The 24,785-nt window shown below is 41.5% G+C and carries 24 protein-coding genes; 21 read left to right on the top strand and 3 right to left on the bottom strand.

Annotated features, from left to right (window positions below):
* The first annotated feature begins 261 nt into the window (after positions 1–261).
* The 16 genes from ISALK_RS12665 (at position 262) to ISALK_RS12590 (ending at position 16,782) form a co-directional block, all read left to right on the top strand.
* Entirely contained in the window at positions 262–1,572 is a 1,311-nt protein-coding gene (locus tag ISALK_RS12665; protein ID WP_160722879.1) for an NfeD family protein, read from the top strand.
* Entirely contained in the window at positions 1,573–2,565 is a 993-nt protein-coding gene (gene floA / locus ISALK_RS12660) for a flotillin-like protein FloA (protein WP_160722877.1), read from the top strand.
* 43 nt (positions 2,566–2,608) lie between these two features.
* Positions 2,609–3,226, top strand: coding sequence for a hypothetical protein (locus ISALK_RS12655; protein WP_160722875.1), 618 nt, complete (start codon positions 2,609–2,611; stop codon positions 3,224–3,226).
* Between the two features lie 238 nt (positions 3,227–3,464).
* Entirely contained in the window at positions 3,465–4,436 is a 972-nt protein-coding gene (locus ISALK_RS12650) for a PhoH family protein (protein ID WP_236660371.1), read from the top strand.
* A 14-nt stretch (positions 4,437–4,450) separates the two neighbouring features.
* On the top strand, positions 4,451–6,538 hold the full coding sequence (locus ISALK_RS12645) for an HD family phosphohydrolase (RefSeq protein ID WP_160722873.1): 2,088 nt from the start codon (positions 4,451–4,453) through the stop codon (positions 6,536–6,538).
* Between the two features lie 14 nt (positions 6,539–6,552).
* Positions 6,553–7,005, top strand: a complete 453-nt coding sequence (ybeY, locus tag ISALK_RS12640) for an rRNA maturation RNase YbeY (RefSeq protein WP_160722871.1) — start codon at positions 6,553–6,555, stop codon at positions 7,003–7,005.
* Positions 7,006–7,015: 10 nt separating this feature from the next.
* The gene (locus ISALK_RS12635; protein ID WP_160722869.1) at positions 7,016–7,717 is read left to right on the top strand and encodes a diacylglycerol kinase; all 702 of its coding nucleotides are present in this window, start codon (positions 7,016–7,018) and stop codon (positions 7,715–7,717) included.
* A 163-nt stretch (positions 7,718–7,880) separates the two neighbouring features.
* Positions 7,881–8,996, top strand: a complete 1,116-nt coding sequence (locus ISALK_RS12630) for a DUF3048 domain-containing protein (protein ID WP_160722867.1) — start codon at positions 7,881–7,883, stop codon at positions 8,994–8,996.
* A 100-nt stretch (positions 8,997–9,096) separates the two neighbouring features.
* On the top strand, positions 9,097–9,507 hold the full coding sequence (locus ISALK_RS12625) for a cytidine deaminase (protein ID WP_160722865.1): 411 nt from the start codon (positions 9,097–9,099) through the stop codon (positions 9,505–9,507).
* Positions 9,504–10,400, top strand: coding sequence for a GTPase Era (gene era / locus ISALK_RS12620; protein ID WP_160722863.1), 897 nt, complete (start codon positions 9,504–9,506; stop codon positions 10,398–10,400). Before ISALK_RS12625 ends, era begins: the two co-directional genes overlap by 4 nt.
* A 9-nt stretch (positions 10,401–10,409) precedes the next feature.
* Positions 10,410–11,165, top strand: a complete 756-nt coding sequence (gene recO / locus ISALK_RS12615) for a DNA repair protein RecO (protein WP_160722861.1) — start codon at positions 10,410–10,412, stop codon at positions 11,163–11,165.
* 306 nt (positions 11,166–11,471) lie between these two features.
* Positions 11,472–12,839, top strand: a complete 1,368-nt coding sequence (locus ISALK_RS12610; protein ID WP_160722883.1) for a glycine--tRNA ligase — start codon at positions 11,472–11,474, stop codon at positions 12,837–12,839.
* Positions 12,840–13,004: 165 nt separating this feature from the next.
* A complete protein-coding gene (locus ISALK_RS12605; protein ID WP_160722859.1) occupies positions 13,005–13,601 on the top strand; it encodes a TetR/AcrR family transcriptional regulator in 597 nt (198 codons plus the stop codon).
* Between the two features lie 81 nt (positions 13,602–13,682).
* Positions 13,683–14,339: a cation efflux transmembrane domain-containing protein gene (locus tag ISALK_RS12600; RefSeq protein WP_160722857.1), complete on the top strand. Its 657-nt coding sequence runs from the start codon at positions 13,683–13,685 to the stop codon at positions 14,337–14,339.
* Between the two features lie 173 nt (positions 14,340–14,512).
* Positions 14,513–16,120 (top strand): amidohydrolase, encoded by a 1,608-nt coding sequence (locus ISALK_RS12595; protein ID WP_160722855.1) that lies wholly within the window; start codon positions 14,513–14,515, stop codon positions 16,118–16,120.
* A gap of 146 nt (positions 16,121–16,266) precedes the next feature.
* Positions 16,267–16,782 carry an HD domain-containing protein gene (locus ISALK_RS12590; protein WP_236660370.1) on the top strand — a complete coding sequence of 172 codons (516 nt, stop codon included), beginning with the start codon at positions 16,267–16,269 and terminating at the stop codon, positions 16,780–16,782.
* An 86-nt stretch (positions 16,783–16,868) separates the two neighbouring features.
* Here the strand turns inward: ISALK_RS12590 and ISALK_RS12585 are convergent, their stop codons facing one another.
* On the bottom strand, positions 16,869–17,411 hold the full coding sequence (locus tag ISALK_RS12585) for a cysteine hydrolase family protein (protein ID WP_160722853.1): 543 nt from the start codon (positions 17,409–17,411) through the stop codon (positions 16,869–16,871).
* Positions 17,412–17,629: 218 nt separating this feature from the next.
* A complete protein-coding gene (locus ISALK_RS12580) occupies positions 17,630–18,085 on the bottom strand; it encodes a hypothetical protein (RefSeq protein ID WP_160722851.1) in 456 nt (151 codons plus the stop codon).
* Between the two features lie 218 nt (positions 18,086–18,303).
* On the opposite strand from ISALK_RS12580, the gene ISALK_RS12575 reads away from it, so the two are divergent.
* From ISALK_RS12575 to ISALK_RS12555, 5 genes are all read left to right on the top strand, one after another.
* Positions 18,304–18,993 (top strand): helix-turn-helix domain-containing protein, encoded by a 690-nt coding sequence (locus ISALK_RS12575; protein ID WP_160722849.1) that lies wholly within the window; start codon positions 18,304–18,306, stop codon positions 18,991–18,993.
* A 186-nt stretch (positions 18,994–19,179) separates the two neighbouring features.
* Complete coding sequence (gene lipB / locus ISALK_RS12570) at positions 19,180–19,857, top strand: lipoyl(octanoyl) transferase LipB (protein ID WP_160722847.1); 678 nt, start codon at positions 19,180–19,182, stop codon at positions 19,855–19,857.
* Positions 19,858–19,870: 13 nt separating this feature from the next.
* Complete coding sequence (gene lipA, locus ISALK_RS12565) at positions 19,871–20,743, top strand: lipoyl synthase (RefSeq protein ID WP_160722845.1); 873 nt, start codon at positions 19,871–19,873, stop codon at positions 20,741–20,743.
* Positions 20,744–20,916: 173 nt separating this feature from the next.
* Positions 20,917–22,458: a carboxypeptidase M32 gene (locus tag ISALK_RS12560; RefSeq protein ID WP_160722843.1), complete on the top strand. Its 1,542-nt coding sequence runs from the start codon at positions 20,917–20,919 to the stop codon at positions 22,456–22,458.
* Positions 22,459–22,853: 395 nt separating this feature from the next.
* Complete coding sequence (locus tag ISALK_RS12555; protein WP_160722841.1) at positions 22,854–24,038, top strand: G5 and 3D domain-containing protein; 1,185 nt, start codon at positions 22,854–22,856, stop codon at positions 24,036–24,038.
* A gap of 122 nt (positions 24,039–24,160) precedes the next feature.
* Here the strand turns inward: ISALK_RS12555 and ISALK_RS12550 are convergent, their stop codons facing one another.
* Positions 24,161–24,649, bottom strand: coding sequence for a phosphatidylglycerophosphatase A family protein (locus ISALK_RS12550; RefSeq protein ID WP_160722839.1), 489 nt, complete (start codon positions 24,647–24,649; stop codon positions 24,161–24,163).
* Positions 24,650–24,785 lie beyond the last annotated feature (136 nt).

The following is a 24,785-nucleotide window of genomic DNA, read 5'->3' as shown; positions in this document are numbered from 1 at the left end:
GGGTCGGACCTTGTGGTACACTTTTCAATTTTTGTACCACAAGGTCCGACCCCCTGGTACACTTTTTATATGAAAATAAAAAAATAAAAAAAAGGGCTTAAATGAACTAATTTTGGGCATATATATTAAGGTATCCATAAGACTATTAAATAAATTATATAAAAAAATTATTATTTATAATTAGTCGCAAGGTCCCAATAGTGTAACGTTTTGTGTTATAATGATTCATAGAATAGTCTGAAAAAACGAGGAGGAAACCCTATGAAAACTAAAAGCATACTATCCTTCGTGCTGATCATTGTTTTTGCCTTTTCATTGAGCTTTACCGAGGCCCAGGATGATGAAGGAACGGTATATGTTATTCCCATAGAAGGGGAAATAAATGCAGCGGTATATGAGTATGTACGACAATCCATAGAAGAGGTGGAGTCAGATCCTGAAGCTTCAGGAATTATTTTTGAAATCGACACCTATGGCGGTCGGGTGGATTCTGCTGAGGATTTAAGTCCTTTGATGATGAGAACCGACTTACCCACCGTTTCATTTGTCAATACCCGGGCTATTTCCGCCGGTGTTTTAATTACCATATCTTCCGATTTTATTGCAATGTCTCCAGGAAGTAATATCGGTTCGGCGGAGACAATCCCCGACACGGAAAAAGTACTTTCCAGTTGGGTGGCCAGCCTTCGAGGTGCCGCACAGGAAACCGGAAGGGATCCCGAGATTGTAGCAGCGATGGCGGATAAATCTATGGTCATTGACGGATTAGTAGAGGAAGGAAGACTGTTAAACTTAACAGCTCAGGAAGCTCTGGACTTAGAATTTACCGATATCAGAAGCGCCAGTTATGAAGAAATGCTTGAACAGTTTGAAATACCCTATAACCGAATAGAACAAATGGAAATGCCCTTTAGAGCAAGAATATCTCAATTTGCCACTGGCACTGCCGTAGCTCCGATCTTACTTTCCTTAGGATTTATGGGATTGGTATTTGAAGTATTTACTCCTGGTCTTGGAGCTGGAGCCATTATCGGACTCTCCTCTTTCAGCCTTTATTTTATTGGAAGCCTATTGGCTGGAGATTCGGGACTCCTAGCGATTATTCTATTCGGAGTTGGTATCATTCTCTTGCTGGTGGAAGCCACGATCCCCGGATTGGGGATACCGGGAATTTCCGGAGGAATCGCTATAATCGTCAGTATTGTGTTATCAGCCAGCAGCCCAGCGGTTGCTGTGGTTTATATACTTATTGCCCTGGTGCTGACCATTGCAACTTTTGTTTTAATGCTGAAATTCGGGCCGAAAAACAAGTTGTTTGACAAAATCACTTTGAAAAGCTCTGAAAGAGTTGAGGATGGATATACTTCTACCGATCCCTATGTAGAATACATTGGGAAAGAGGGGGTTGTAATCAGTTATTTAAGACCTTCCGGAACCGTCAAGGTTGATGGAAAACTTTTAAATGTGGTTACTGAAGGTTCGTCTTTTATTGAAGAAGGGGCAAAGGTGATTGTGACCAGAACCGAGGGTAGCAAAATTTATGTAAGCAGAAATGAAGAGGAGGGAATGTAAATGTTAGAAGAACTTTTACCGATTATTGTTTTAATTGTAGTAGCTTTTGTTGTTATATCCATACTACTAAGCTTTATACCGGTGGGATTATGGATTACAGCTTATTTTTCAGGAGTAAAGATTGGGATTTTCTCGTTAATAGGAATGCGTCTTAGAAGGGTGCAGCCAAGAAGAATCGTTGCTCCGTTAATTAAGGCGACAAAAGCAGGTCTGGATTTGAATACCGACAAGCTGGAAGCCCACTTTTTAGCTGGTGGTGATGTAAACAGTGTTGTAGATGCTTTGATTGCTGCTCAACGAGCTGAAATCAACCTGAACTTTGAAAGGGCCGCAGCGATTGACTTAGCAGGCCGTCAAGTACTACAAGCGGTACAGGTAAGTGTAAACCCTAAAGTGATTGAAACCCCAAAGATTGCAGCCGTAGCAAAAGACGGTATTGAAGTGATGGTACGTGCTAGAGTAACGGTGCGGGCCAATATTGAACGCCTTGTAGGTGGAGCTGGAGAAGAAACCATTATCGCCCGAGTTGGTGAGGGAATTGTAACCACCGTAGGTTCTTCAGAGAATCATAAAAAAGTTCTGGAAAATCCGGACTTAATCTCTAAAACCGTACTGCAAAAAGGATTAGACGCTGGTACGGCCTATGAAATTCTATCCATCGATATTGCTGACGTAGATATCGGACGAAACATCGGTGCACAACTACAAATGGATCAAGCCGATGCGGATAAGCGTGTTGCTCAAGCTAAGGCGGAAGAACGTCGAGCCATGGCGGTTGCTAAGGAACAGGAAATGAAGGCGGAAGTACAGGAAATGAGAGCCAAGGTAATCGAAGCGGAAGCGGAAGTTCCAAAAGCTTTATCGAAAGCACTTAGAGACGGAAATCTTGGGGCCATGGATTATTACAATATGAAAAACGTAATGTCCGACACCCAAATGCGGGAAGAAATCTCAAAAATCAACAAGGATGAAACCTATAAAGAAGATGAGTAAAGAACAAGATGGATAAAGAATATTCCTCAAAGGGGAGGATCCAATGAATCCTGAAGTAATTTTCGTATTTGTTGTATTGATTGTCATTAATTCCTTGTTTAACAAGAATAAAGTACAAAAAAAACAACAGCAAAGACGGAATCAACAAAATCAACAGAACCAACAGAATCAAAGGCCCCAATCATCGGGGCCCTCAGAAAAAAGAGAGCAGCAAACCAAGACTGACTCCCGAAGAGAAACTTCGGAATCTGGGAAACAAAAGTCCCGGTCTCTGTTGGAAGAAGTATTAGAGCAGTATAATGTCTCTGAAAAACAGGCGCCCTCAAGAGGAGAGCAAAAGAAACCTGAAGAAACTCCTGAAAAAGTAAAAAAAGCTTTGGGAGATGAGGGGCACTATACGGATTATTCCGATAGAGACCAACCGAAAAAGTCCCGTAAAAAAAAGGAAATGAAAGCCTACTCCAAACCTCGTAAAAAAGGTGTTGAAACAGGGGAACTTTCAGGAGACTTTTTTGAGAAGACCAGTGTGGAAAAAAGTGAAATCGGTGTAGAGGGATTTAATGAATTACTGGAATTTGATCAAAAATCCTTAGTAAGAGGTATTGTGATGTCTGAGGTTTTACAAAAGCCTAAATCCATGCGTAAAAAGAAAGTCGGTTAATAACAATAATTATGAAGTATGGTTATGTAATTAAGAAAGAAGGCAGATTCTTGGGAATCTGCCTTCTTTTATCTTTCTAAGGATTTTGAAATAAAATCAAGATAGGTAATTTAAGGGAAAATTATAAGAAAAGTAAGGGGGTAAAACAATGGAAATATCAACACTCATGTGATATGATATTGTTTAAGAAAAAATGTAATCATTTGTGATTACTTATACTGAACTAGGAGGAATTTGCTTGACAAAAGAGATTCAAAAAAACATTGCCTTACAAAAGGAAGATTACCCCGGAAAATTATTCGGAAACTATGATGAATTTGCTAAAATTATATATGATAAATTTCAGACCAAAATGCTTCTCAGGGACGGAGAAATTATACTATTGGGAGAAGAAACCCAGGTTTTAAAAGCTGAAGAAATGCTTAAGGAAATGATTCGGGTATTGGAAAACCAGGGAGAACTAAACCGTCAAAGGGTAAAATATATAGCTGACCTGTTTGTAGAAGGTAATGAAAATGATGCTAAAGCTCTGATGGACGGAACGGTGTTGATCAATGCTAGTGGGAAACCTATTAAGCCTAAAACCTTAGGCCAAAAACAGTATCTTGGAAAAATAGAACAGAATGATTTAACCTTCGGCATAGGACCCGCAGGAACCGGAAAGACCTACTTGGCTGTGGTTATGGCAGCAAAAGCCTTTAAGAACGAAGAGGTGAAACGTATTATACTGGTGCGCCCCGCCGTGGAAGCAGGGGAGAGTTTAGGTTTTTTACCGGGGGATTTAAAGGATAAAGTGGATCCCTATTTACGTCCTTTATACGATTCTTTATTTGACGTTCTGGGAGTGGATAAATTTCAGCGGCTCCAAGAGCGAGAGATCATCGAAGTTGCCCCCTTAGCATATATGAGGGGAAGAACGTTGGATAATGCTTTTATTATTTTGGATGAAGCCCAAAACACAACCATTCCTCAAATGAAGATGTTTTTAACTAGAATAGGCTATGGTTCCAAGGCTGTGGTAACCGGGGATGTGACCCAGATTGACTTGCCAAAGGGAAAAGTTTCGGGGCTGAATCATGCTTTAGAGATTCTACAGGATATTGAAGGAATAGGATATACTCATCTAACGTATAAAGATGTGGTAAGACATCCCTTAGTGCAAAACATCATCAATGCCTATGAAAAAAATTCACAGAAAAAGACGGATTAAAATAGGGGTAGTCCATGAAAATTTATAGTAGTATCTTTAATAAAATATCAAATAGCCGGATCAAAAAGTTGCTTTCCAAAAGCGCAGTACAATATTTATTATTAGTCCTTTTCTTACTGTTAGGAACCCTGGGTATATTTATTCTAAGTTTGAGACCGGATAAAGTGGATGTGAACTTAGGGCAACGGGCACCTCAGAATATACATGCCCCGAAAACTATTGAAGATGTCCGGACCACGGAAAACTTACGAAACGAAGCGTCAAACGCTGTGGAAGCCCAATTTCGTATTGATTCCGATGTGCGTAACGAGGTCCAAAGGGACATTGAAAATACTTTTGAAATATTGTATTCGGTTAAAGAAGACGAGGATTTAACCGAAGAAGAGAAAACGAAGGCTATGCAGGATGAAAATCCGGTAACCCTGGGAGAAAACATCATAACAGGTGCCCTTTCAGATTCCCGGGAATCCATCGAACATTTGGAGAGCTATCTCTATGAGATCGCTGCGGAGCAGTTAAATGGGGGGATTCGCCTAGAGGATCTGCCAACGGTTAAAGCTTCCGCTGAGGAATCCATCCGAAGTCTTGATGATTTCAGCGAACCTTTAAAACTTTTTGGCATTCGCTTGTTTAGCCAAAGCATCAGACCCAATGAATTTTATGACGCCCAGCGAACGGAAGAGTTAAAGCAACAGGCTATGGAAGATGTGGACAGCGTCATAATCGGTCAGGATGAGTTGATTGTAAGAGAAGGTGAGCGGATCTCCGCCAGTCAAATGCAGATTTTAAGAGAATTGGGACTGCTGGCGGAGGATGGCCGACTGGACTATTTACTCTATCTGGGAATAATTATTATTGTGATGCTTTTACTGTTGACGTTGGTATTCTATTTGATGTTCTTCCATAAAAAGTTAATTTATGATTTGAAATCTCTGTTAATGCTGGTATTAATTATATTATCGACCTTAATGATATCAAAAGTATTTTCGGTGATTGGGATTTTTGTAATCCCTGTAGCAACGGCGGCGATGCTGTTGTCAATTTTAATCAATCCTCAGGTGGCCATCGTATCCAATATTATTTTATCTGTAATGGCAGTATTGATAATCGATAACTCCTTGACCTTGTTGATCATGTTAATGGTTGGAGGAACTCTGGGAGCTTTAATGGCCTATAGGACCCAACAACGGGGTAATATTTTACTTTCGGGTTTTGTTGTAGGGGCTGCGAATTTCTTTGTAATCATGGGGATCGGCTTTATCAATAGCAATGAGATAAATGAGATCTTTATTCATGCAGGTTACGGGGCCATCGGCGGAGGGTTCGCTGCCGTGCTTACCATAGGAACTCTTCCCTTTTGGGAATGGGCTTTTGGGGTCCTTACCCACTTAAAACTGATGGAAATGTCGAATCCTAATCAACCTTTGCTAAAAAAATTATTACTGGAAGCACCGGGCACCTACCATCACAGCATTATTGTGGGGAACTTAAGTGAAGCAGCCGCAGACGCCGTGGAAGGAAATGCCCTATTAGCAAGAGTCGGAGCATTCTATCATGATATAGGAAAAACGACAAAGCCCTACTTTTTTAAGGAAAACCAGTTTGGAGTGGATAATCCCCATGAAAAAATAAAACCATTAAAAAGCAGTTCCATCATCACAGGGCATGTAACCGACGGCCTGAAAGTTGCAAAGGAGCATAAACTTCATAAAGATGTTGTGGAGTTTATAAAGTCGCATCATGGAAATACACTGGTGGCTTACTTTTATCACAAGGAAAAGGAACTAAACAAGGGCATGGGGGGAGTCGAAGAAGAGGCTTTTCGTTACCAAGGACCCAAACCGGCGACGAAAGAAACAGCCATTGTGATGCTGGCAGATTCTGTAGAAGCAGCGATTCGAAGCATTCCGGAACCGAATAAGGAAAAGATTGAAAATCTGATTGAAAAAATTCTACAAGGCAAGTTGCAGGACGGTCAGTTAGAGGAAAGTCACTTGACATTAAAGGAGTTGCAACGGATTAAAACGGTTTTCATGAACACATTGCTGGGGATTTATCATGAACGGATTGAATACCCGGAAGAAGAAGGGAATAAAATATAAAGGAGACATGGATCATGATCTTAGAAATAAGCAATCGCCAAGAACTCTTTTTGCCGGACCAGGAAATGAAAGAAATGTTTGAAGAAATCATTGAAAAGACTTTGACATATGAAAACAGGGAAGAAAACTTTGAAGTCAGCCTCTCTCTGGTTACCCCTGAAGAAATTAAGGAACTGAATAAACAGTATCGAGGGAAGGATCGGGCTACCGATGTTTTATCCTTTCCCGTGGAAGAACTGTTTCAACCGGGGGAGGAAAAGATATTGGGAGATATTGTGATTTCCACGGAGGCGGTCATGGAACAGGCAAGGGAGTATAGTCATTCCGTTGAAAGGGAAATTGCTTATCTATTTCTTCACGGTCTCCTGCATTTACTGGGATATGATCACTTGGAAAGTGAAGATAAGGAAAAAATGCGAAAAGTTGAAAAAGAAATACTCAGTCAACTGGAAATCACAAGAAATTAGGTGAAAAGCCATGAATCGTGTACGTAAACTTCTGGAAAGTTTTAATTATGCCTTTGAAGGGATCCTTTATGCATTTAAAACCCAGCGAAACATGAAAATTCATTTCGGTGTGGCCATAATTGTACTGGTGATGAGTTTATTTTTCGATCTTTCCCGGCTGGAGATTCTTTTATTGTTTTCCACAATTTCTATGGTCATTATCACGGAGATGATCAATACCTCTATTGAAACCGCCATTGACTTAATTACGGATAAATATCATGTATTTGCAAAAATCGCAAAAAATGTCGCCGCGGGAGCGGTGCTGATTGCCGCTATTAATGCAGTGATTGTGGCTTATCTAATATTTTTTCATCGATTCAATCCCCTTACCTACGGTGTTTTAAGGCAAGTGCAACAGGCGCCGATTCATATGACCTTTATAGCACTCTTGATTGTCGTTTTCACCGTAATCTTTGTGAAGGGACTTACGGGGAAGGGGACCGCTTTAAAAGGTGGGATGCCCAGTGGACATTCCGCCGTGGCTTTTTCTCTTTTTACCGCCATAACCTTTATCTCAGAAAATATGTTGCTGGCTACCCTATCGTTAATGATGGCCTTGCTGGTATCTCAAAGCCGGGTGGAAAGTAAAATTCATACCGTATTCGAGGTGATTGTAGGGGCATTACTGGGTTTTCTAATTACGATTGTAATTTTTCAGGTATTTGGGTAGGTCCTTATCCGGAATCAAGAAACCTTTATTAATAAAAACGAGAGCTAAGTGTGAAGACTGACGGCTAACATACCAGGGAGAAAGATACATACCCTGTAAGCACAAAGTAAAAGTTAAAATAGGGAATGGGTCAAAAAATCCCATAAAGAAAGGAAGAAAACGTTTGAAACTGAAAAACAAATTAAAGTTAGAAAACATAATGATGCTCCTGTTAGCCCTGGTGATGATGTTTCTAATAGGATGCAGTACAGAAGAGGAAGAGCCGAAGGAAATGAAAGAAGAGGAAGAACGCGTTGAAGAAAAAGAGGAACCGGAGGAGGATTCGGAGGAGGAAACGGAAGAACCGGGAATCCCTTCCCCCTTAAGCGGCCTTTATGAAAAAGATGAGGAGCGACTGGAGCGGCCGGTTGTAGGAGTTATGTACGATAATAATCCGAATGCCAGACCCCAGGCAGGTTTACATGATGCGGAAATGATCTATGAATTTTACGTGGAGGGAAACGCCACAAGGTACTTAGCCTTCTTCTTGATGAATGATCCGGAATTTATGGGTCCCGTACGAAGTGCAAGGCCCTATTATATCGAAAAAGCCATGGAATATCATGCAATTTATGTCCATGCAGGAGCCAGCTCCCGTGTAACGGAAGAAATTCGTAGCTTAGGGATTCAAAATGTGAGTTTGTCAGGGCCTGGTGCCGGAGCTTTCTGGAGAGAATCCCATCGTAGGGCCCCCCATAATGCTTATACCAGTATGGACAATATTCGAAGTACTGCAGAAGCATTGAACTATCGTGAAACCTCGGATTTTGCGGGTTATGAGTTTCATCAGGAAAAAGAAGCATTAAAAAGCGGACAGACCGCAGAGAATTTTGAGGTTCGCTACCATTCCAGTTACCGGGCGGAGTATCATTATAACGAAGAACAACAGGGTTACGACCGATACTATGTTGACCGGCGCCATTATGATGAAAACCATACAGACGATGAGGAAAAACCCATTGTAGCCGCCAATGTGCTGGTACAAATTGTTCCCGCCCGTCAAATTCCGGGAACCAGTTCCGGAATTTTGGAAATGGACACTATAGGCAGTGGTAGCGGGTATTATTTCACCATGGGTGAAGTGATGGAAGTACAATGGGAGAAAAGCGACAAAGAGGATTTTACCCGGTACTATGACAGTGAGGGAGAAGAAATCATCTTAAATCCGGGACAAACCTGGATACAAGTAATTTCAAGGGAAGATATTCTAACTGTAGAAGAACTGGACCAAGGGGAGTAATATCGGATAACCCTGGGAACAAGCCCGAACAAGGAAAATCAAGAAAGAAGTCAGATGAAATAATGAAAAAGACTTAAAAACCCTTTAAAGGAGGAAGGATATGACAAACAAAGAATTAATACGAAAAGCCCTGGAGGCTCAGAAAATGGCTTATGTGCCTTACTCGGAATTTCCGGTAGGGGCAGCGGTACTGACAAGCACCGGAAAAGTTTTTACCGGATGCAATATTGAAAACGCCTCCTTCGGCGCCACAAATTGCGCCGAGAGAACCGCGTTATTTAAAGCCATCTCTGAAGGGGAAAAGGATTTTAAAACCATTGCTATCGTTGGAGATCCAGAGGCTTTTACTGCTCCCTGCGGGATTTGCCGCCAGGTACTTGTAGAGTTCGGACTGGATATCACCGTGATTCTGGCGAAATCCGAAGAAGAATACCAAACCTATACCATGGAGGAAATTTTACCTCTGTCCTTCACCCCGAAGGATTTAGAAAATAAAGGAGGAACAGTATGAGCTATCAATCAGGATTTGTAAGCATTATCGGAAGACCCAATGTGGGAAAGTCCACAATGATGAACCAATTAGTGGGAGAAAAAATCGCCATTGTTTCAGACAAGCCGCAGACCACAAGGAACCGGATACAAAGTGTTTATACCGAGGAGAATTTACAAATTGTCTTTCTCGATACTCCGGGGATTCATAAGCCGAAAACCGAGCTGGGAGAATATATGGTAAAAACCGCAAAGGCCAGCCTCCGGGACATGGATGTTATTCTATTTATGGTGGATGAGAGCGACCGTTTAGGCGGAGGGGATCAGTATATTTTAGAGGAGTTAAAAAAGATTAAAACTCCGAAAATCCTTCTGATTAACAAAATTGATAAAACCGATCAGGATTCGGTCAAAGATATTGTAAAACAATATGAAGATATGGAACTTTTTGAATCCATTATTCCTATCTCCGCTTTGGAAGGAGTTAATCTTCAACGGGTGATCGAGGAGATTAAAGAATACCTTCCGGAAGGACCCCAGTACTTTCCTGAAGGCATGATCACCGATCAGCCGGAACGGGCGATTATCGCGGAATTGGTTCGAGAGAAGGTGCTTCATTATACGGAGCAGGAGATTCCCCATGGGGTAGCGGTGGAAGTGGTTTCCATGAAAGAGCGACCCAATAAAGCCATTCTAGATTTGGAGATGAATATTTACTGCGAACGAAACAGCCATAAAGGCATTATCATCGGTAAGAACGGACGAAAGCTTAAGGGGATCGGGAAATCCGCCCGGGAGGACATTGAAGGGTTTCTAGGGACAAAGGTTAACCTTCAGCTCTGGGTAAAGGTTAAAGAGGGCTGGCGAAACCAAAACACCATGCTTCGTAATTTTGGCTATCGGGACGACTCCTAAGGTGGACTTATGCTGGTAAAAACCGAAGGAATTGTGCTGAAAAACATGAAATACAAGGAAAATGACGGAATTTTGACAGTATTTGCCCGTAAACTAGGCAAGGTTTCTGTTATGGCCCGGGGGGCCAGAAGCTCTAAAAGCAAGCACCTAGCCGGCGCTCAGCCCCTTTGTTACAGCGATTTTGTCCTCTATAAGGGAAAATCCATGTATACCTTAAACCATGTGGACCCTATCCATAATCATTATAAGCTACGAGAAGATCTGGACAGCCTCTCGGCGGCCTCCTTCTTTATAGAGCTGGTGGATACGGTCACCATTGAGGGACAGAGTAACAACCGCCTATTCAATCTCTTTGAGGAGTCCCTGGGAGCCTTGGAACGCAAAGAGGGGGAACTTTCCCTTCATATTTTAAGGTTTTTATTGCAGTTTCTAAAGTTCAGCGGATATGAGCCCTATTTAAAATCCTGTAATCAGTGTGGAACTGGAAGTTCCTTCCGCTGGGTGCTAAATATGGAAGAGGGGGGGCTTCTTTGTGAGGACTGTCAGTCCGAAGGAAGGGGTCTCGCAAAACCTTTGTCGAAAAAAGGCATTCGTCTGGCCAACTTTTTAATGGTCATCGACATTGAGGACTTGAAAGAATTAAAGGTGCACCCGAAGCTGATTATGGAGTTGGAATCGGTTCTGAAACAGTACATGATGATTCATTTGGACAAAACCAACTTTAAAAGCCTGGACTTTCTAAGCAAAATCCGGCGAGACTATTGACAGAATTTATGATCTTTGATATCTTAAAGAATAATCAAATAGCGGCGGAGAAAAAGAGGAGTAATTTTCGGAAGTGGTTCAGCGAGTGGAGGATCGTGTAAGCTCCATGCAACCCGAAAATGAAGGGCGCTTTGGAGTCGCAGTACTTATAAAGGGGATGCTTCGGCATCAACTAGGGTGGAACCGCGGAAATCATCTTTCGTCCCTAATCGTTGGATTAGGGGGGAGAGATTTTTTTATGGATTTTTATAGTGAAAAAGGATAAAGGAAAATTTAAAGGAGGAATAAACAGTGAAAGAAAAAACCATGGAAGAAGTTGTAGCCCTTTGCAAGTCCAGAGGCTTTATTTTCCCCGGCTCGGAAATCTACGGAGGTTTGGCGAACACTTGGGATTACGGGCCCTTAGGCGCCGAACTGAAGCGAAACATTAAGGATGCCTGGTGGAAAAAATTTATTCAGGAAAACCCCAACAATGTAGGCCTTGACTCGGCGATTTTAATGAATCCGGAGACTTGGGTGGCCTCAGGCCATATCGGAGGCTTTAATGATCCGTTAATTGATTGCAAAGCCTGTAAAGCAAGATTTCGAGCGGATCAGATCATTGAAGAACATCTTCATAATGCAGGAAAAGAGATGAGTGTGGAAGGCTGGACCAACGAGGAAATGGTAAGCTTTATCAAAGAGGAAGGTATCGCCTGTGATAAATGCGGGAAAAAAGAATTTACGGACATTCGTCAGTTTAACCTGATGTTTAAAACCTTTCAAGGGGTAACCGAGGATTCTTCCACGGAGATTTTTCTTCGGCCGGAAACCGCTCAGGGAATATTCGTAAACTTTAAGAACGTCCTTCGAACCTCTAGAAAAAAGATTCCCTTTGGCATCGGACAGGTGGGAAAATCCTTTAGGAATGAAATTACGCCTGGAAACTTTACTTTCAGAACCCGGGAGTTTGAGCAAATGGAGTTGGAGTTCTTCTGTGAGCCGGGGAAGGATATCGAGTGGTTTAACTATTGGCTGGAATTTTGTAAAAACTGGTTATTGGACTTAAACATCAAGGAGTCCAGTATTAAACTCCGGAAACATGAAAAGGAAGAATTATCCCATTACAGCAATGCCACAACGGATATTGAATTTAAATTTCCCTTCGGATGGGGAGAGTTATGGGGAATCGCGGATCGCACCGACTTCGATTTAAGACAGCACAGCAATCACTCCGGGGTGGATTTGGAGTACCAGAACCCTCATACCAATGAAAAGTATGTGCCCTATTGTATTGAGCCATCCCTAGGCTTGGACCGGGTCGCCCTGGCATTTTTAGTGGATGCCTATGAAGAGGAGGACGTGGACGGAGACCAGCGAACGGTATTAAAACTCCATCCGAAGCTGGCCCCTTATAAAGCAGCGGTGCTGCCCTTAACCAAGAAACTGAAGGACGAGGCGGAAGAACTGTTTAAAAATCTGGCAGGAAAGTTTGCCATAGACTATGATGAGCGGGCAAGTATCGGTAAAAGGTATCGTCGCCAGGACGAAATCGGAACTCCGTTTTGCATCACCTATGATTTTGATTCCAAGGAAGACCATGCGGTAACCGTACGGGACCGGGATACTATGGAGCAGGAACGGATTAAAATTGAGGATTTGGAGACCTATTTGGAGGAGAAGTTAAAGTATTAATCTTTCTTCTTTTAAATTATAGGGGAAATTCCCTGTATTTAAGGAGGCAAGGGTAGCAGAGTTGTATCTGTTGCCCTTTTTTTTACGGCATGTTATAATATAAAAATGAATGACTGTCAGTCACTTATAATCCCGGGAAAGTAAAGAAAGCAAAGGAGGATTAGAATGAAAAAAGATAGATCAGAGAAATATGAGGAATTTTTGGATGCCGCCATTAGCTTAATCGAAGAAAAGGGATTTGATAATACATCGGTATCACAAATTGTACAGAGGGCCGGCTTAGCTCAAGGAACCTTTTATCTGTATTTTTCTTCAAAGGCGGCCCTGGCCCCAGCTATTGCGGAAAGAATAGTTGAGGATGCCATGGCTCGAGGGGAAAAAAAGAAATTGAATCAAGCTGAAAACTCTAAAGATTTTCTTCGGGGACTGATAGAGTTAGTGTTTGAAATCACTGAAGATTATCAGCAGATTATCACGTTTTTATACTCAGGCATGAGCTATTATCACTCCTTAGAGAAGTGGGAGGCAATATATGATCCCTATTATCAGTGGCTGGAAAAAATCTTCGAGCAGTTTCAAAAGAAGGGGGAACTTCGAAAAAAACCGGATACCACTATTATGGTACAGTTTACCCTGGGGATCCTTGAGCAATCGGCGGAAACCTGTTATTTATTCAAAAGAAATAACGGGGATGTGGATAAGATTAAAAAAGACCTGCTTGAATTCATATTGAAGGGATTTGAAGAAAATACAACGGCCTAGCAGGAGGATTACAGTTACATTATGCACTATGAAAATGTACTATAAAATATGAAAATAAGTTAAGAAAGGGTTCGGAAATTTATGAATGTCAAAAATGAAAAGCAATTGATTGTGGGGTCCGTACTTGGAGCCTTGGGTTTTGCTGTCACAGGAATGATTTTAGGAACAATACTGGACTCTCAAATGATCATATTTGACGGTTTGTATTCTTTTATCAGCTTGGGGCTATCGATGCTATCTCTATGGGCCCTGGGTAAGGTAAGAAAAAAAGAAAAAATCCGCTTATCCCTGTTCGGAAGAGAAAAAAACATGAACGTGGATACCCTGGTGGTGTTTATTAAGTATACCGTGATTCTAATTCTCGTGACCGGCTCCTTGTTGACAGCTGTTACAGCCCTCTTTGACGGAGGGCGGGAGACGTCCATGAATTACGCTCTTATATACGCAGTTATCTCTACCATTGCCTGTTACGGTGTGTATGTACTGCTCCGAAATCCATCTAAGAAGACACATACCCCACTGCTACAGGCAGAGGCCCATCAATGGTTAATGGATACCTGGGCAAGTCTTGGAGTTTTGGTGGGCTTTGCCTTGGGATTTATTCTGAGTCTAATTCCCGCAACCGCTTTTTTAGTACCCTATATGGATCCCTTTATGGTGGTTGTGGTATCGGTATATTTCATCCGAATTCCCGTAAAAGAAATACAAAAAAACTTTAGTCAACTTCAAAAGGGATAATAGGATTTCTGAAATTCAATCTTTCGGAAAAAAGAATAGGTTAAGTAAAGAAAACCCGGATAACCGGGTTTTTCTTATGAAAGAGCCGTGGTATACTTTAGAGTAGCGAAGAAAAAAGTGAAAATATGGAGGTGGGAAAAATCCCCGCTTTCCTGGGTGGAGGAGTGAAGTTCATGGGAACCCTGCTAATCAAGGGGAAAATATACTTGGAAAAAGGAAGGTTTGAAGAAGCAATTGCTATTAAGGGAGGCTTTGTAGAGGCCGTGGGCAGTACTGAGGCTATAGTAAAGAACCGAAGAAGGGATGACGAGGTAATAGACCTTCAAGGGAAAACCGTGCTCCCGGGTCTGAACGACAGCCATCTGCATCTGTTTCTCCTGGGAGAAGCTATGGCCAGCTGCAACCTTACGGGGGTTAAATCTATCGGTGAAATGATTGAAAGGGGTCGGGACTACTTATCAAAAAACCGACAGGAAGTAGGCATCCATGGCCGGGGCTGGAATCAGGATTTTTTTGAAGCAGAGGATAAACGCCTGCCCGGGCGAAAGGATCTGGATTTGATCTCTACAGATATTCCCATTGTTTATGAACGGGTTTGTGGTCATGTGGCTGTTGGTAATACCAAGGCTATGGAAATGGCAGGGATTACTGAGGACACCTTCATACCGGGAGGTACCGTCGAGCGGAGCCCCCAGGGGATACTAAGCGGAGTGGTTACGGAAAACGCCACCCATGTTTTGGCAAAAGCCCTGTCCCAAAAGGATAAGGAAGCGAAAAAAAATCAATTTATTGAAGCGGGGAAATACGTTCTCAGTCAAGGGATCACATCGGTTCAATCCTGTGATGTCTCAGGAGAAGACTTTCAGCAAACCTTTGATTGGATACGTGAGGTATATGAAGAAGAAAAACTTCCCCTTCGGTATCGGCATCAATTTAACTTTCAAAGAGTTGAGGATTTTCGAAGGTACCTGAACAGTGAATATAAAAATGGTAAGTATGATCAGGACTATTATCAACGGGGCTCACTAAAGCTTTTCAAAGATGGCTCCCTAGGCGGAAGAACCGCACTGCTTCGACGGCCCTATGCCGACGATCCTACTACGAAAGGGGTGGAAGCCCTGAAAGATCAAGAACTTTGGGAGCTTTGTCAACTGGCTGGGGCTCACGGGATTCCTGTAATTACCCATGCCATTGGTGACGGTGCTGTGGAAAGCGTGGTAAAAAGCTATGAAAAACTGATCGGAGAAGCTGAAAACACCCTGCGTCATGGTATCGTTCATAATCAGATTACCAGTGGGGACCAATTGGATCGAATCATCAAGAACCGTATAGCGGTAATGGCTCAGCCGGTTTTTCTGGATTATGATCTGCATATTGTGAAAAAACGGGTGGGTGAGGCTTTGGCAAAAACCTCCTATGCTTTTAACACCTTGTATCAGCAGGGGGGATTGATCAGCATTGGAACCGATGCACCGGTGGAAGATTCAAACCCTTTTCGAAATATTTATGCTGCGGTTACCCGAAGGGATCAAAACGGTTATCCTGAAGGGGGGTATCAACCGGAGGAGCGGATGACCATAGAGGAGGCCGTGGATGCCTACACTTGGAAAAGTGCTGAAAATCAGTTTCAAGAGGATGTTAAGGGAAAACTTCTCCCCGGTTATTTTGCGGACTTGATTGTGTTGGACCGGGACCTGTTTACCGTCAGGCCCTCTGAAATATCCGATACCCAGGTGGAGCTTACGATGATCGATGGCAAGGTGGTTTATCGTAGGGAGTAAATATTAACTAAGAAATTGTCTTCTTTTTCTTGGATTTTTCCAAGGGTTTCCTTGACAAAATCCCGGGATCCTAGTATTATGTAAACTGTGAGTAAAACAGCGGACATAAAATTCAAAAGACGGATAAAATCAAGGAGGTCCACGTATTGAGCAGAAATTCCGAATACTACGAGATCACAAAAGATATATTAAACCATGATGCATTCATGCAATCGAAGGACATTCGACACCATGAGGGAAGCATATTCGAACATTCCCTGGAAGTTTCCTTTCGATCTTATAAAATAGCAAAAAAACTAAAGATGGATTATCGAGCCATCGCCCGGGGTGCCCTACTTCATGATTTCTTTTTATATGACTGGCGAACCAAGGGGAACCGAAACTTGAAATACTTAAAAGAATCCCATGCGGTATCTCATCCAAGAGTAGCTCTTGAAAATGCCAGAAAGTACTTTGATGTCAGCGATATGGAAGCAGATATCATAAAGAAACATATGTTCCCTACAACCATTGTTCCGCCGAAATACAAGGAAAGTTGGATTGTAACGATGGTGGATAAATATTATGCGGTGAAAGAATACCAGGAAGGCTTCTTCAGAAAACACAGCTTACAACTTCGGTTTTATCAACTGCAACAAACGTTAAGCTTTCTTACTGTATAGGAAAGTCCAATAGAAAAATTAAAAGGAGACCCGAAGGTCTCCTTTTTTATTGATGGATAAAGGGATTCAACCACCCTATGGGATCTTCACCGATTGATTACGTTAACATGAAGGCCTGCCAAAACATCCAAGGCTTTCTCGTGAAGTGCCGGGTCAGGAGAAGCACAGGCGGAGGCATCCACAAATATGGGCACTTCGGGGTACAGGGTTTTTAACACAATCGCATTGGATATAACACAGATATTAGTAACCACCCCTACCAATTCAATGGATTCCAGTTCGTCTTCATAGAAGTCAAAACACTGTTCATGAAGTTCTTGGGGGTGGATTCCAAAACTTCTTTTTTCCAAAGGCTGCGCTCCAACCTCATTAAGGCATATTTTGGTGTTTCCGTATACTTTGTGACCTTCGGTTCCTTTAATACAGTGTTCAATGGGAAGGGAGTCTCCCTCTAAGGATTCTAAGTAATCTTCATCATGGGTGTCCAGGGTATAAAAAACCTGATGATTTTTATAACTTTTTATCTTTTTACAAATTACAGAATCCAATTCCTTAGCTTCAGTGAATCCTAAGCTTCCCATAACAAAGTCTTTTTGATAATCGATTACGATTAAAACTTTTTTCTTCATGGAAATCCCTCCTATTTGATAATTCCCGTAATTCTCGTAAGATAGTGCCTGTATTTGTTCTTTTAAAATACATTTCAAAAATACTTATAACAGAGTAAAGAGGCTAGAAGGATGCATAATGGCTCATAATAAAGTGATTTGGAAAAGTTTTTTTACTTCTTAACTATAGTATAGCAGAAAATTCGGAATAATTACAGTGAAGATAACCCCGCCTATTGTTACAAAGGCTCTAATTTATAATGTTCCAGAGCGTAATTGACCTCATGAATATCATAAATATGCTCTTCAATGCAGTACTGTATAATCAGATCCAAGAATTGGCTGTTGGAAAAAGTATACCCTGCAGAACGTAATAGACACTCGGCTTCTCTAAGATCTAATTGTAAGGAAAGACAAAGGGCGAGGGCGGTTTTTTTCTTAGGTTGATAATCTGGATTTGAACGTATTTTTGAAAAATGTTTACGGTCGATTCCCGCCCTTTTATAGACCTCCGTGTCATCCAGCCCTTTTGCATCGATGAAATGCAACAGACTTTTTGAAAAACTTGGCCGTTGTCGCTGCTCGATAAAAGTAGCCACATTATAACTTAAAACGGACTCTTCCACGGTAAGGGTTTTTCGATAATGAAATAAAATGTACTGCTTTAAATCATTTAACCAATGGATTTTTCTCATGCTTTTACCCCCTGAAAGGCGTTGTCAATGCTGTTACCAGTGTAAAGCAACTGAAAACATCTTAATCTTATTATAACGGATTCCCTGCGCAAGGGAAAGCACTAAGGTAGGTTTATTGTGATTTCAGCAAAGAAATCAGGATAAGTGTCTAAGATCATCTGGAGAAAGGATAAGGATCATGATAAAATAGTAAATATAATGACAAATGAGGTGATTGGATGAATCGATTGGCAGAACAAATAAAGAAAGCTAGGGAACAAGCGAGTTTATCGGAAAAAGCCCTGGCAAAAAAATGCGGTATATCCGAAAGTTATCTTCGGGATATCGAATCCGGTCGGAAGGTAATCAAAGAGGATATTGCTGAAAAAATTTTAAAAAAACTAGGGAAATCCATGGATTTTATCAGTGTGGCGGAGGAGCCTACCGATGAAGCGTCGGACAAGGTCAAAGCTGGAAAAAAACAGGATTCGAAGGAAGAACTTCAAAACTATGATTTAAAACCCACCGGTTCATGGCAAAAAGCCTTGGGGAACTTGGTGAAAACTTATCCTGTGCAACGCATGGATAATGGAAAGGTTGTTGGAGAAAAATCATTGCCCTTGATGGAAAACAAAGTGGAGGGCTATCATCCTGATAAACTTTTCTTTATTGAAGTAACCGATAATGCTCTACAGGGACTTCGAATTAAGAAAGGGGATATCGTAACGGTCCTGGATACCCAAGAAATTGAAAACGGAGCACTTTACTTAATTAATGTGGCAAAGGGACGAATGGTCCGAAAACTCCGAAAGGAGGGAAGCGGAAAGATCGCGCTTTTCCAAGGTCTAGAAGGGGAAAACGGGGTAAGTAAGAAGAAAAGCGAGTTGAAAATCATTGGTAAATGCATTAAAGTGGAGTTTTCTCTATAAAGGGAAAGCTCTTTTTTAATTTGTTTTCGCAAGGGTGATGGCTGGAAGGTCTTAAAATCAACTTTACAGAAGAATTAAAGAAGACTGTAAAGGAGAGGAAGAAATTTCATTTGCTTTATGGTATACTGACAATGTAAGTAATACAAGCTCCTAAATTATAGTCATTCTTAAAAACGGAGGGTTCCTATGGAAAAAACTTTAAACCTTTTATATTTGGGTAAATGCGATTATGAGCAGGCCTTAGAAATCCAGTTTCAATTATTAAAAAAACGACAGGAGGGGAAGATCTCTGACACCTTGATTTTAGTGGAGCACCCCGCAGTAATCACTCTGGGGAAAAGCGCATCGGCGGAGAATGTAGTAGCGCCGGAAAAAGAATTGGCCCGTCAAGGCATTCAGCGATTTGAAACCAACCGGGGAGGGGATGTTACCTATCACGGAGAAGGACAAATTGTGGGTTATCCCATAATTCATCTAATCGAAAACCAAATAAAAGTCCGTGGTTTTGTGGAAAAGTTGGAAAAAGTTTTTGTAAATATCTTAAAGGACTTTGATTTGAAAGCTACAGGTTCCGGGAAGGATATCGGGGTTTGGATAGGCAATGAGAAGATCACTGCCATCGGTTTAGCCGTAAAAAAGGGGGTAACCATGCATGGTTTTGCCTTTAACGTGAATACGAACCTAGACCATTTTCAGTTTATCATCCCCTGCGGAATTCGTGATAAAGGCGTAACCACATTAGAAAAATTATTAGGGGAAACCCAGGATTTTAACCAAATGAACCAGCGGGTAGCAGAGGAGTTTGTTAGGGTATATGAGTATGAAAAGGTTCAAAATATAACACTGGAAGAACTTAATTTATAGAAGAGGTGAGCTTATGAAAAGTGAACGTAAACCCCGTTGGCTTCGGGTGAATATGGAGGATCTGCAGAAAGAAGAAGCGGTAAAACGCATGTTAAAAGACCTTTCCCTGAATACCGTGTGCCAGGAAGCCAATTGTCCGAATCGAATAGAATGCTTTAGTAATAAAACCGCAACCTTTATGATATTAGGAACCCAGTGTTCAAGAAACTGTAGATTCTGTAACGTAACCCATGAAGCATTGGAACCGGTAGACCCTAAGGAACCGGGAAATATGGCGAAGGCGACACAGGAACTGGGACTCAAGCATGTGGTGGTGACCTCGGTTACCCGGGATGACTTACCCGATGGCGGTGCGGGACATTTTGCAAAAGTCATTAATGCCATTCGAGCTGTGGATAAAGAGATCGCCATTGAGGTATTAATTCCCGACTTTCAAGGGGATTTTAAAGCTCTGAAAAAAGTTACCGACGCTCAGCCGGATATCATAAATCATAATATTGAAACCATTCCGAGAATGTACGATAAAGTCCGGCCTCAGGCGGATTATTATCAGTCCTTGGAAGTATTGGTAAATGTGAAGAAACTGAATCCTTCTATTTTCACGAAATCGGGTATTATGGTAGGCCTTGGAGAATTTCCCGAGGAAGTTCATCAGGTAATGATGGACTTACGACAGTACCAGTGTGACTTTTTAACGGTGGGTCAGTATCTAGCCCCTAGTAAAGCGCACTATCCTATGGAGGAATACATCACTCCCAAAGCTTTTCAGGCTTATAAGGAGAAAGCCGAAAGCCTAGGGTTCTCCTTTGTTGCTTCGGATCCTTTAGTCCGCAGCTCCTATAAAGCCGCGGATATGCTGGGTACGAAAACTCAATCGAAACAATAAATTTATAACTCTAAGATTGACTGAGGATGTTTAAATTAAAGGAATAATCTTTGCTATAGAGGGAAGATTGTTCCTTTGATTTTTTTGGGAAAAACATTCTAAAAACACAGAATGTTATGATATAATAAAAATAATTATATGGTCAAATAAATTTATTTGAGAGGAGCGATCCGATGAAAAAAGAAGACAACCAAAAGGAAGAAAATCAGCTTCAGGAACTATTGAAACGCTATATGGAAATTTCAAGTAAAATCCAGCATTATCGGGAGATGGCAGGGCTTGCCCACTGGGACATGGCTACCTATGCGCCGAAAGAGGGAAGGAATATCCGCTCAGAAGCCTTGGGAACTCTATCCACAGAAGCTTTTAAAATGTCTGTGTCACCGGAAATGCAACATCTTCTGGGGGAGTTTTCTAGGGAGAAGTATTATAATGAATTACCGGAAAAATATCAAAAGAGCATCGAAAAGGATGTAAAACACTTGGAAAAGTTTCAAAAAATTCCTGAAGAAGAGTATCGGGACTATGTAATCCTCACCTCGAGGGCTCAAAACATTTGGGAAAAGGCGAAAGCCGACGATGATTTTGAAATCTTCCGGCCTTATTTGGAGAAAATTGTGGATTTCAACCGAAGGATGTCAGAACGTTTAGGTTACGAAGGCCATGCTTATAACGCTTTACTGGATCGCTTTGAGGAAGGTATGACCGTAGAGAAACTGGATGCTATCTTTGGGGAATTGAAGGAAGGCGTTTTAAATATTTTAAACAAGATCCAAAATGCTTCAAAAAAACCGAACAAACGACTGGAATCCGTAAAGCTTCCGGTGGAAAAACAGAAAATTCTAAGTGAAAAAATACTTAAGAAAATTGGCTATGATTTTGAGTGCGGTCGATTGGATGAGAGTATACATCCCTTTACCATCGGACTGAACCCTAAAGATGTACGGGTAACCACCCGCTATCAGGAGGATTTCTTCAAAACCGCTTTATTTGGAACCATCCATGAGGGCGGGCATGGGATGTATGAACAAAACATTCCCATGGAGCTGTTCAAAACCTCAGCAGGCTCTGCGGCATCCACGGGAATGCATGAATCTCAATCCCGTTTCTGGGAAAATGTTGTGGGACGCAGTGAATTTTTCTGGAAGGGATTGCTTCCGGAATTTCAAGAGCTTTTTCAAGAAGAGGTAAAGAATGTAAGTTTGGAAGAAATGGTGGAGTACATTAATATTGTGGAACCTTCCATGATCCGTGTGGAAGCCGACGAGCTAACCTATAGTCTTCATATTATCCTTCGTTATGAACTGGAAAAGGATTTGATTGGAGGAAAAATTTCCGTCGAGGAACTCCCCGAGCGATGGAATGAAAAGATGGAAGATATTCTAGGAATTAAACCTAGGGATAATCGGGAGGGGGTACTGCAGGATATGCACTGGGCAGGGGGAATGATCGGCTATTTTCCTACCTATGCTCTAGGGAACCTTTATGCCCTTCAATTGACTAAGACTTTACAGGAAGATGTGCCGGAGTTTAATTCCCATATAGAACATCAAAATTTTGCACCGATCAAAGAATGGATGGTCAAAAAAGTTCATCACCGGGGCAGTTTACGAACCGCGGAGGAACTGATTGAAGAAATCACCGGCGAAGGACTTACGGTAAAACCCTATCTTTCTTATCTTGATGAGAAATACCAAAAAATATATCAGTATTAAAGAAATTGGTAACGGCACGAATAAAACCCATGGAAAGTACCGACGGGATTCATTACTCCAATCGGTGCTTTTTATTTTTATCCTTATTTTATAATCCGAAGATTCATAGCTCATAAATACCATTACTTAAAACCGGGTTAGTATATAGAACCTATTATTTATTAATTGATGCCTAATATATTTTGTTGATGTAATCTTGGGGAAAACTGCAAAAACAGTTTCCAAGTGCAGGAGGGAAAAAGTTAAATAAAAAAGGCAAAAAATTAGTGGCATCTTTCAAAAAACAATGATAGAATGGATGAAAGTTTTGTATCCTGTATTTCGAGAAAGTGACAGAAGAAATTCATGACCGAACGAGGTAGGGGAAATTACCAACCGACCAAGGAGGTTATATAATGAAAAAGATTTTAAACAAAGAACAACTTAAAGCACACAAACAAAAGCTACTTTTCCTAGGAATAGCGGTTTTGATACTATCCATTACAGCGGTAGGGTACATGTCCACAATCAATAAAGTTTTTATTGAAGACGGAGAAGAAACCCTAGAAGTGGGGACTCGTAAAGAAACGGTAAAAGAAGTGTTGAAAGAAGCTGAAGTGGACTATATTGAGGAAGACCGGATCGAGCCGGGACTTAATACCTCGGTAGTAGATGAAATGACCATTGAAGTGATTCGGGCACAAAATATCAAAATTGTTGATGAGGATGATACCCAAACTTTATTAACCCCGGTTAGCACCGTAGAGGAAGCGTTAATCGAAGCTGAGATCCTCATCCGTCCTGATGATAAGGTGACTCCCGCCATGGATGTTGCCTTAGAAGAGGGAATGGAAATTGAGATTACCCGAGCGGTGCCCTGTGAGATTCATGTAGACGGAGAAGTAATCGAATTAATGACCACCAAAGACACCGTAGAAGAGGTACTAAATAAAGCGGACGTGGAGTTGGAAGAAAAAGATAAAATTAATCATGACTTGGAAGATGCTATTGAGGAAGACTTAACGATCGAAATTATTCGTGTGGAAAAAGAAGTAATTACGGAGACGGAGGAAATTGATTTTAAAACCCTTCGAAAAAATGATGAAAATCTTGATAAAGGTAAAACCCGAGTAGATAAGGAAGGGGAAAAGGGACTAAAGGAATACGAAATACAAATTACTTATGAAGATGGAGAAGAAGCTGATCGGAAAGTGTTATCCGAGGAAGTAACCAAAGAGCCTGTTAACCGTGTAGTTAAAATTGGTACGAAAGCACCAAAACCGGAACCTGCCCCGGTAGTTAGTCGTGGGGGAAGTGAGGCGACTCGAAGCTTAAGGGTGGAAGCTACGGCATATACCTCTCAGGACCCGGGTGTAGGAAATATTACAGCAACCGGTGAGCGTCTCCGTCACGGAATTATTGCTGTGGATCCGAGAGTGATCCCTTTAGGGACAAAACTCTATGTTCCCGGCTATGGTTACGGTATTGCCGCGGATACCGGCGGAGCCATCAAAGGCAATAAAATTGATCTGGCTTATGAAAGTCGATCGGAAGCATTGCGATTCGGCAGACAGATGATGACTATTAGGATTTATGACTAAACAAAATTAAATTGTAAAAGGATATGGATACAAGTTGAAAATTAGTTAAGGAAAGAGCCCTCCGGCTATTATTGCCGGAGGGCTCTTTCTGAAGGAGTATATAAATCCACTCAATGGAGGATTTACGCTTGGTCATGGGCTATTCGACTGGCTGCAGCTGCTGCGATTGCAGCGACTAAATCATCCATGAAAGTATGGATTTTCCCATCCTTGACAGTGTCAAGTTGTTTGATGATCCCAACTTTTTCTTTATCCAAATAGCCGTAACTGGTCAGCCCAATGGTGCCGTATAAATTCACTATAGAAAGGGGCAATATTTCATCTATTCCGTATAAGCCTTCATCGCTCTCAACAATAGACTGCAGTGGCTGAGGAAGTTTATTTTCTTCGGCTAATTGATCCAAGGCCACACCGGTTAATACCGCATGAGCAACCTCTCTTTTTTCGAGAACCGCCTGGACATTTTCAAGGCAAACCTCCAAAGTTAAGTTCTTTTGATAAGGCTTTTGTAAATTTAGCACCAGTTCGGCTATGGAAGAGAGATCAACTCCTCGATCCTTCAAAAGTTGTAAAGTTTTTTCTTCCAGTTCTTTCATGGGTACTCTGCTCATTTTGCAAGCTCCTTTCTATGAAGGTTAAAATCAATGAAAGATTTAAAACTAACTCATCTATACCCGTAAAAATGCTTCGAAAACATAAGATTATCAACAAGATTCTCATAGAGAATAATGCTACAAGGATTTAAAG

The sequence above is a fragment of the Isachenkonia alkalipeptolytica genome (genome assembly GCF_009910325.1).
Taxonomy (GTDB): domain Bacteria; phylum Bacillota; class Clostridia; order Peptostreptococcales; family T1SED10-28; genus Isachenkonia; species Isachenkonia alkalipeptolytica.
Note: the sequence above shows the minus strand (reverse complement) of the source record. Positions and strands in the feature narration are given on the sequence as shown.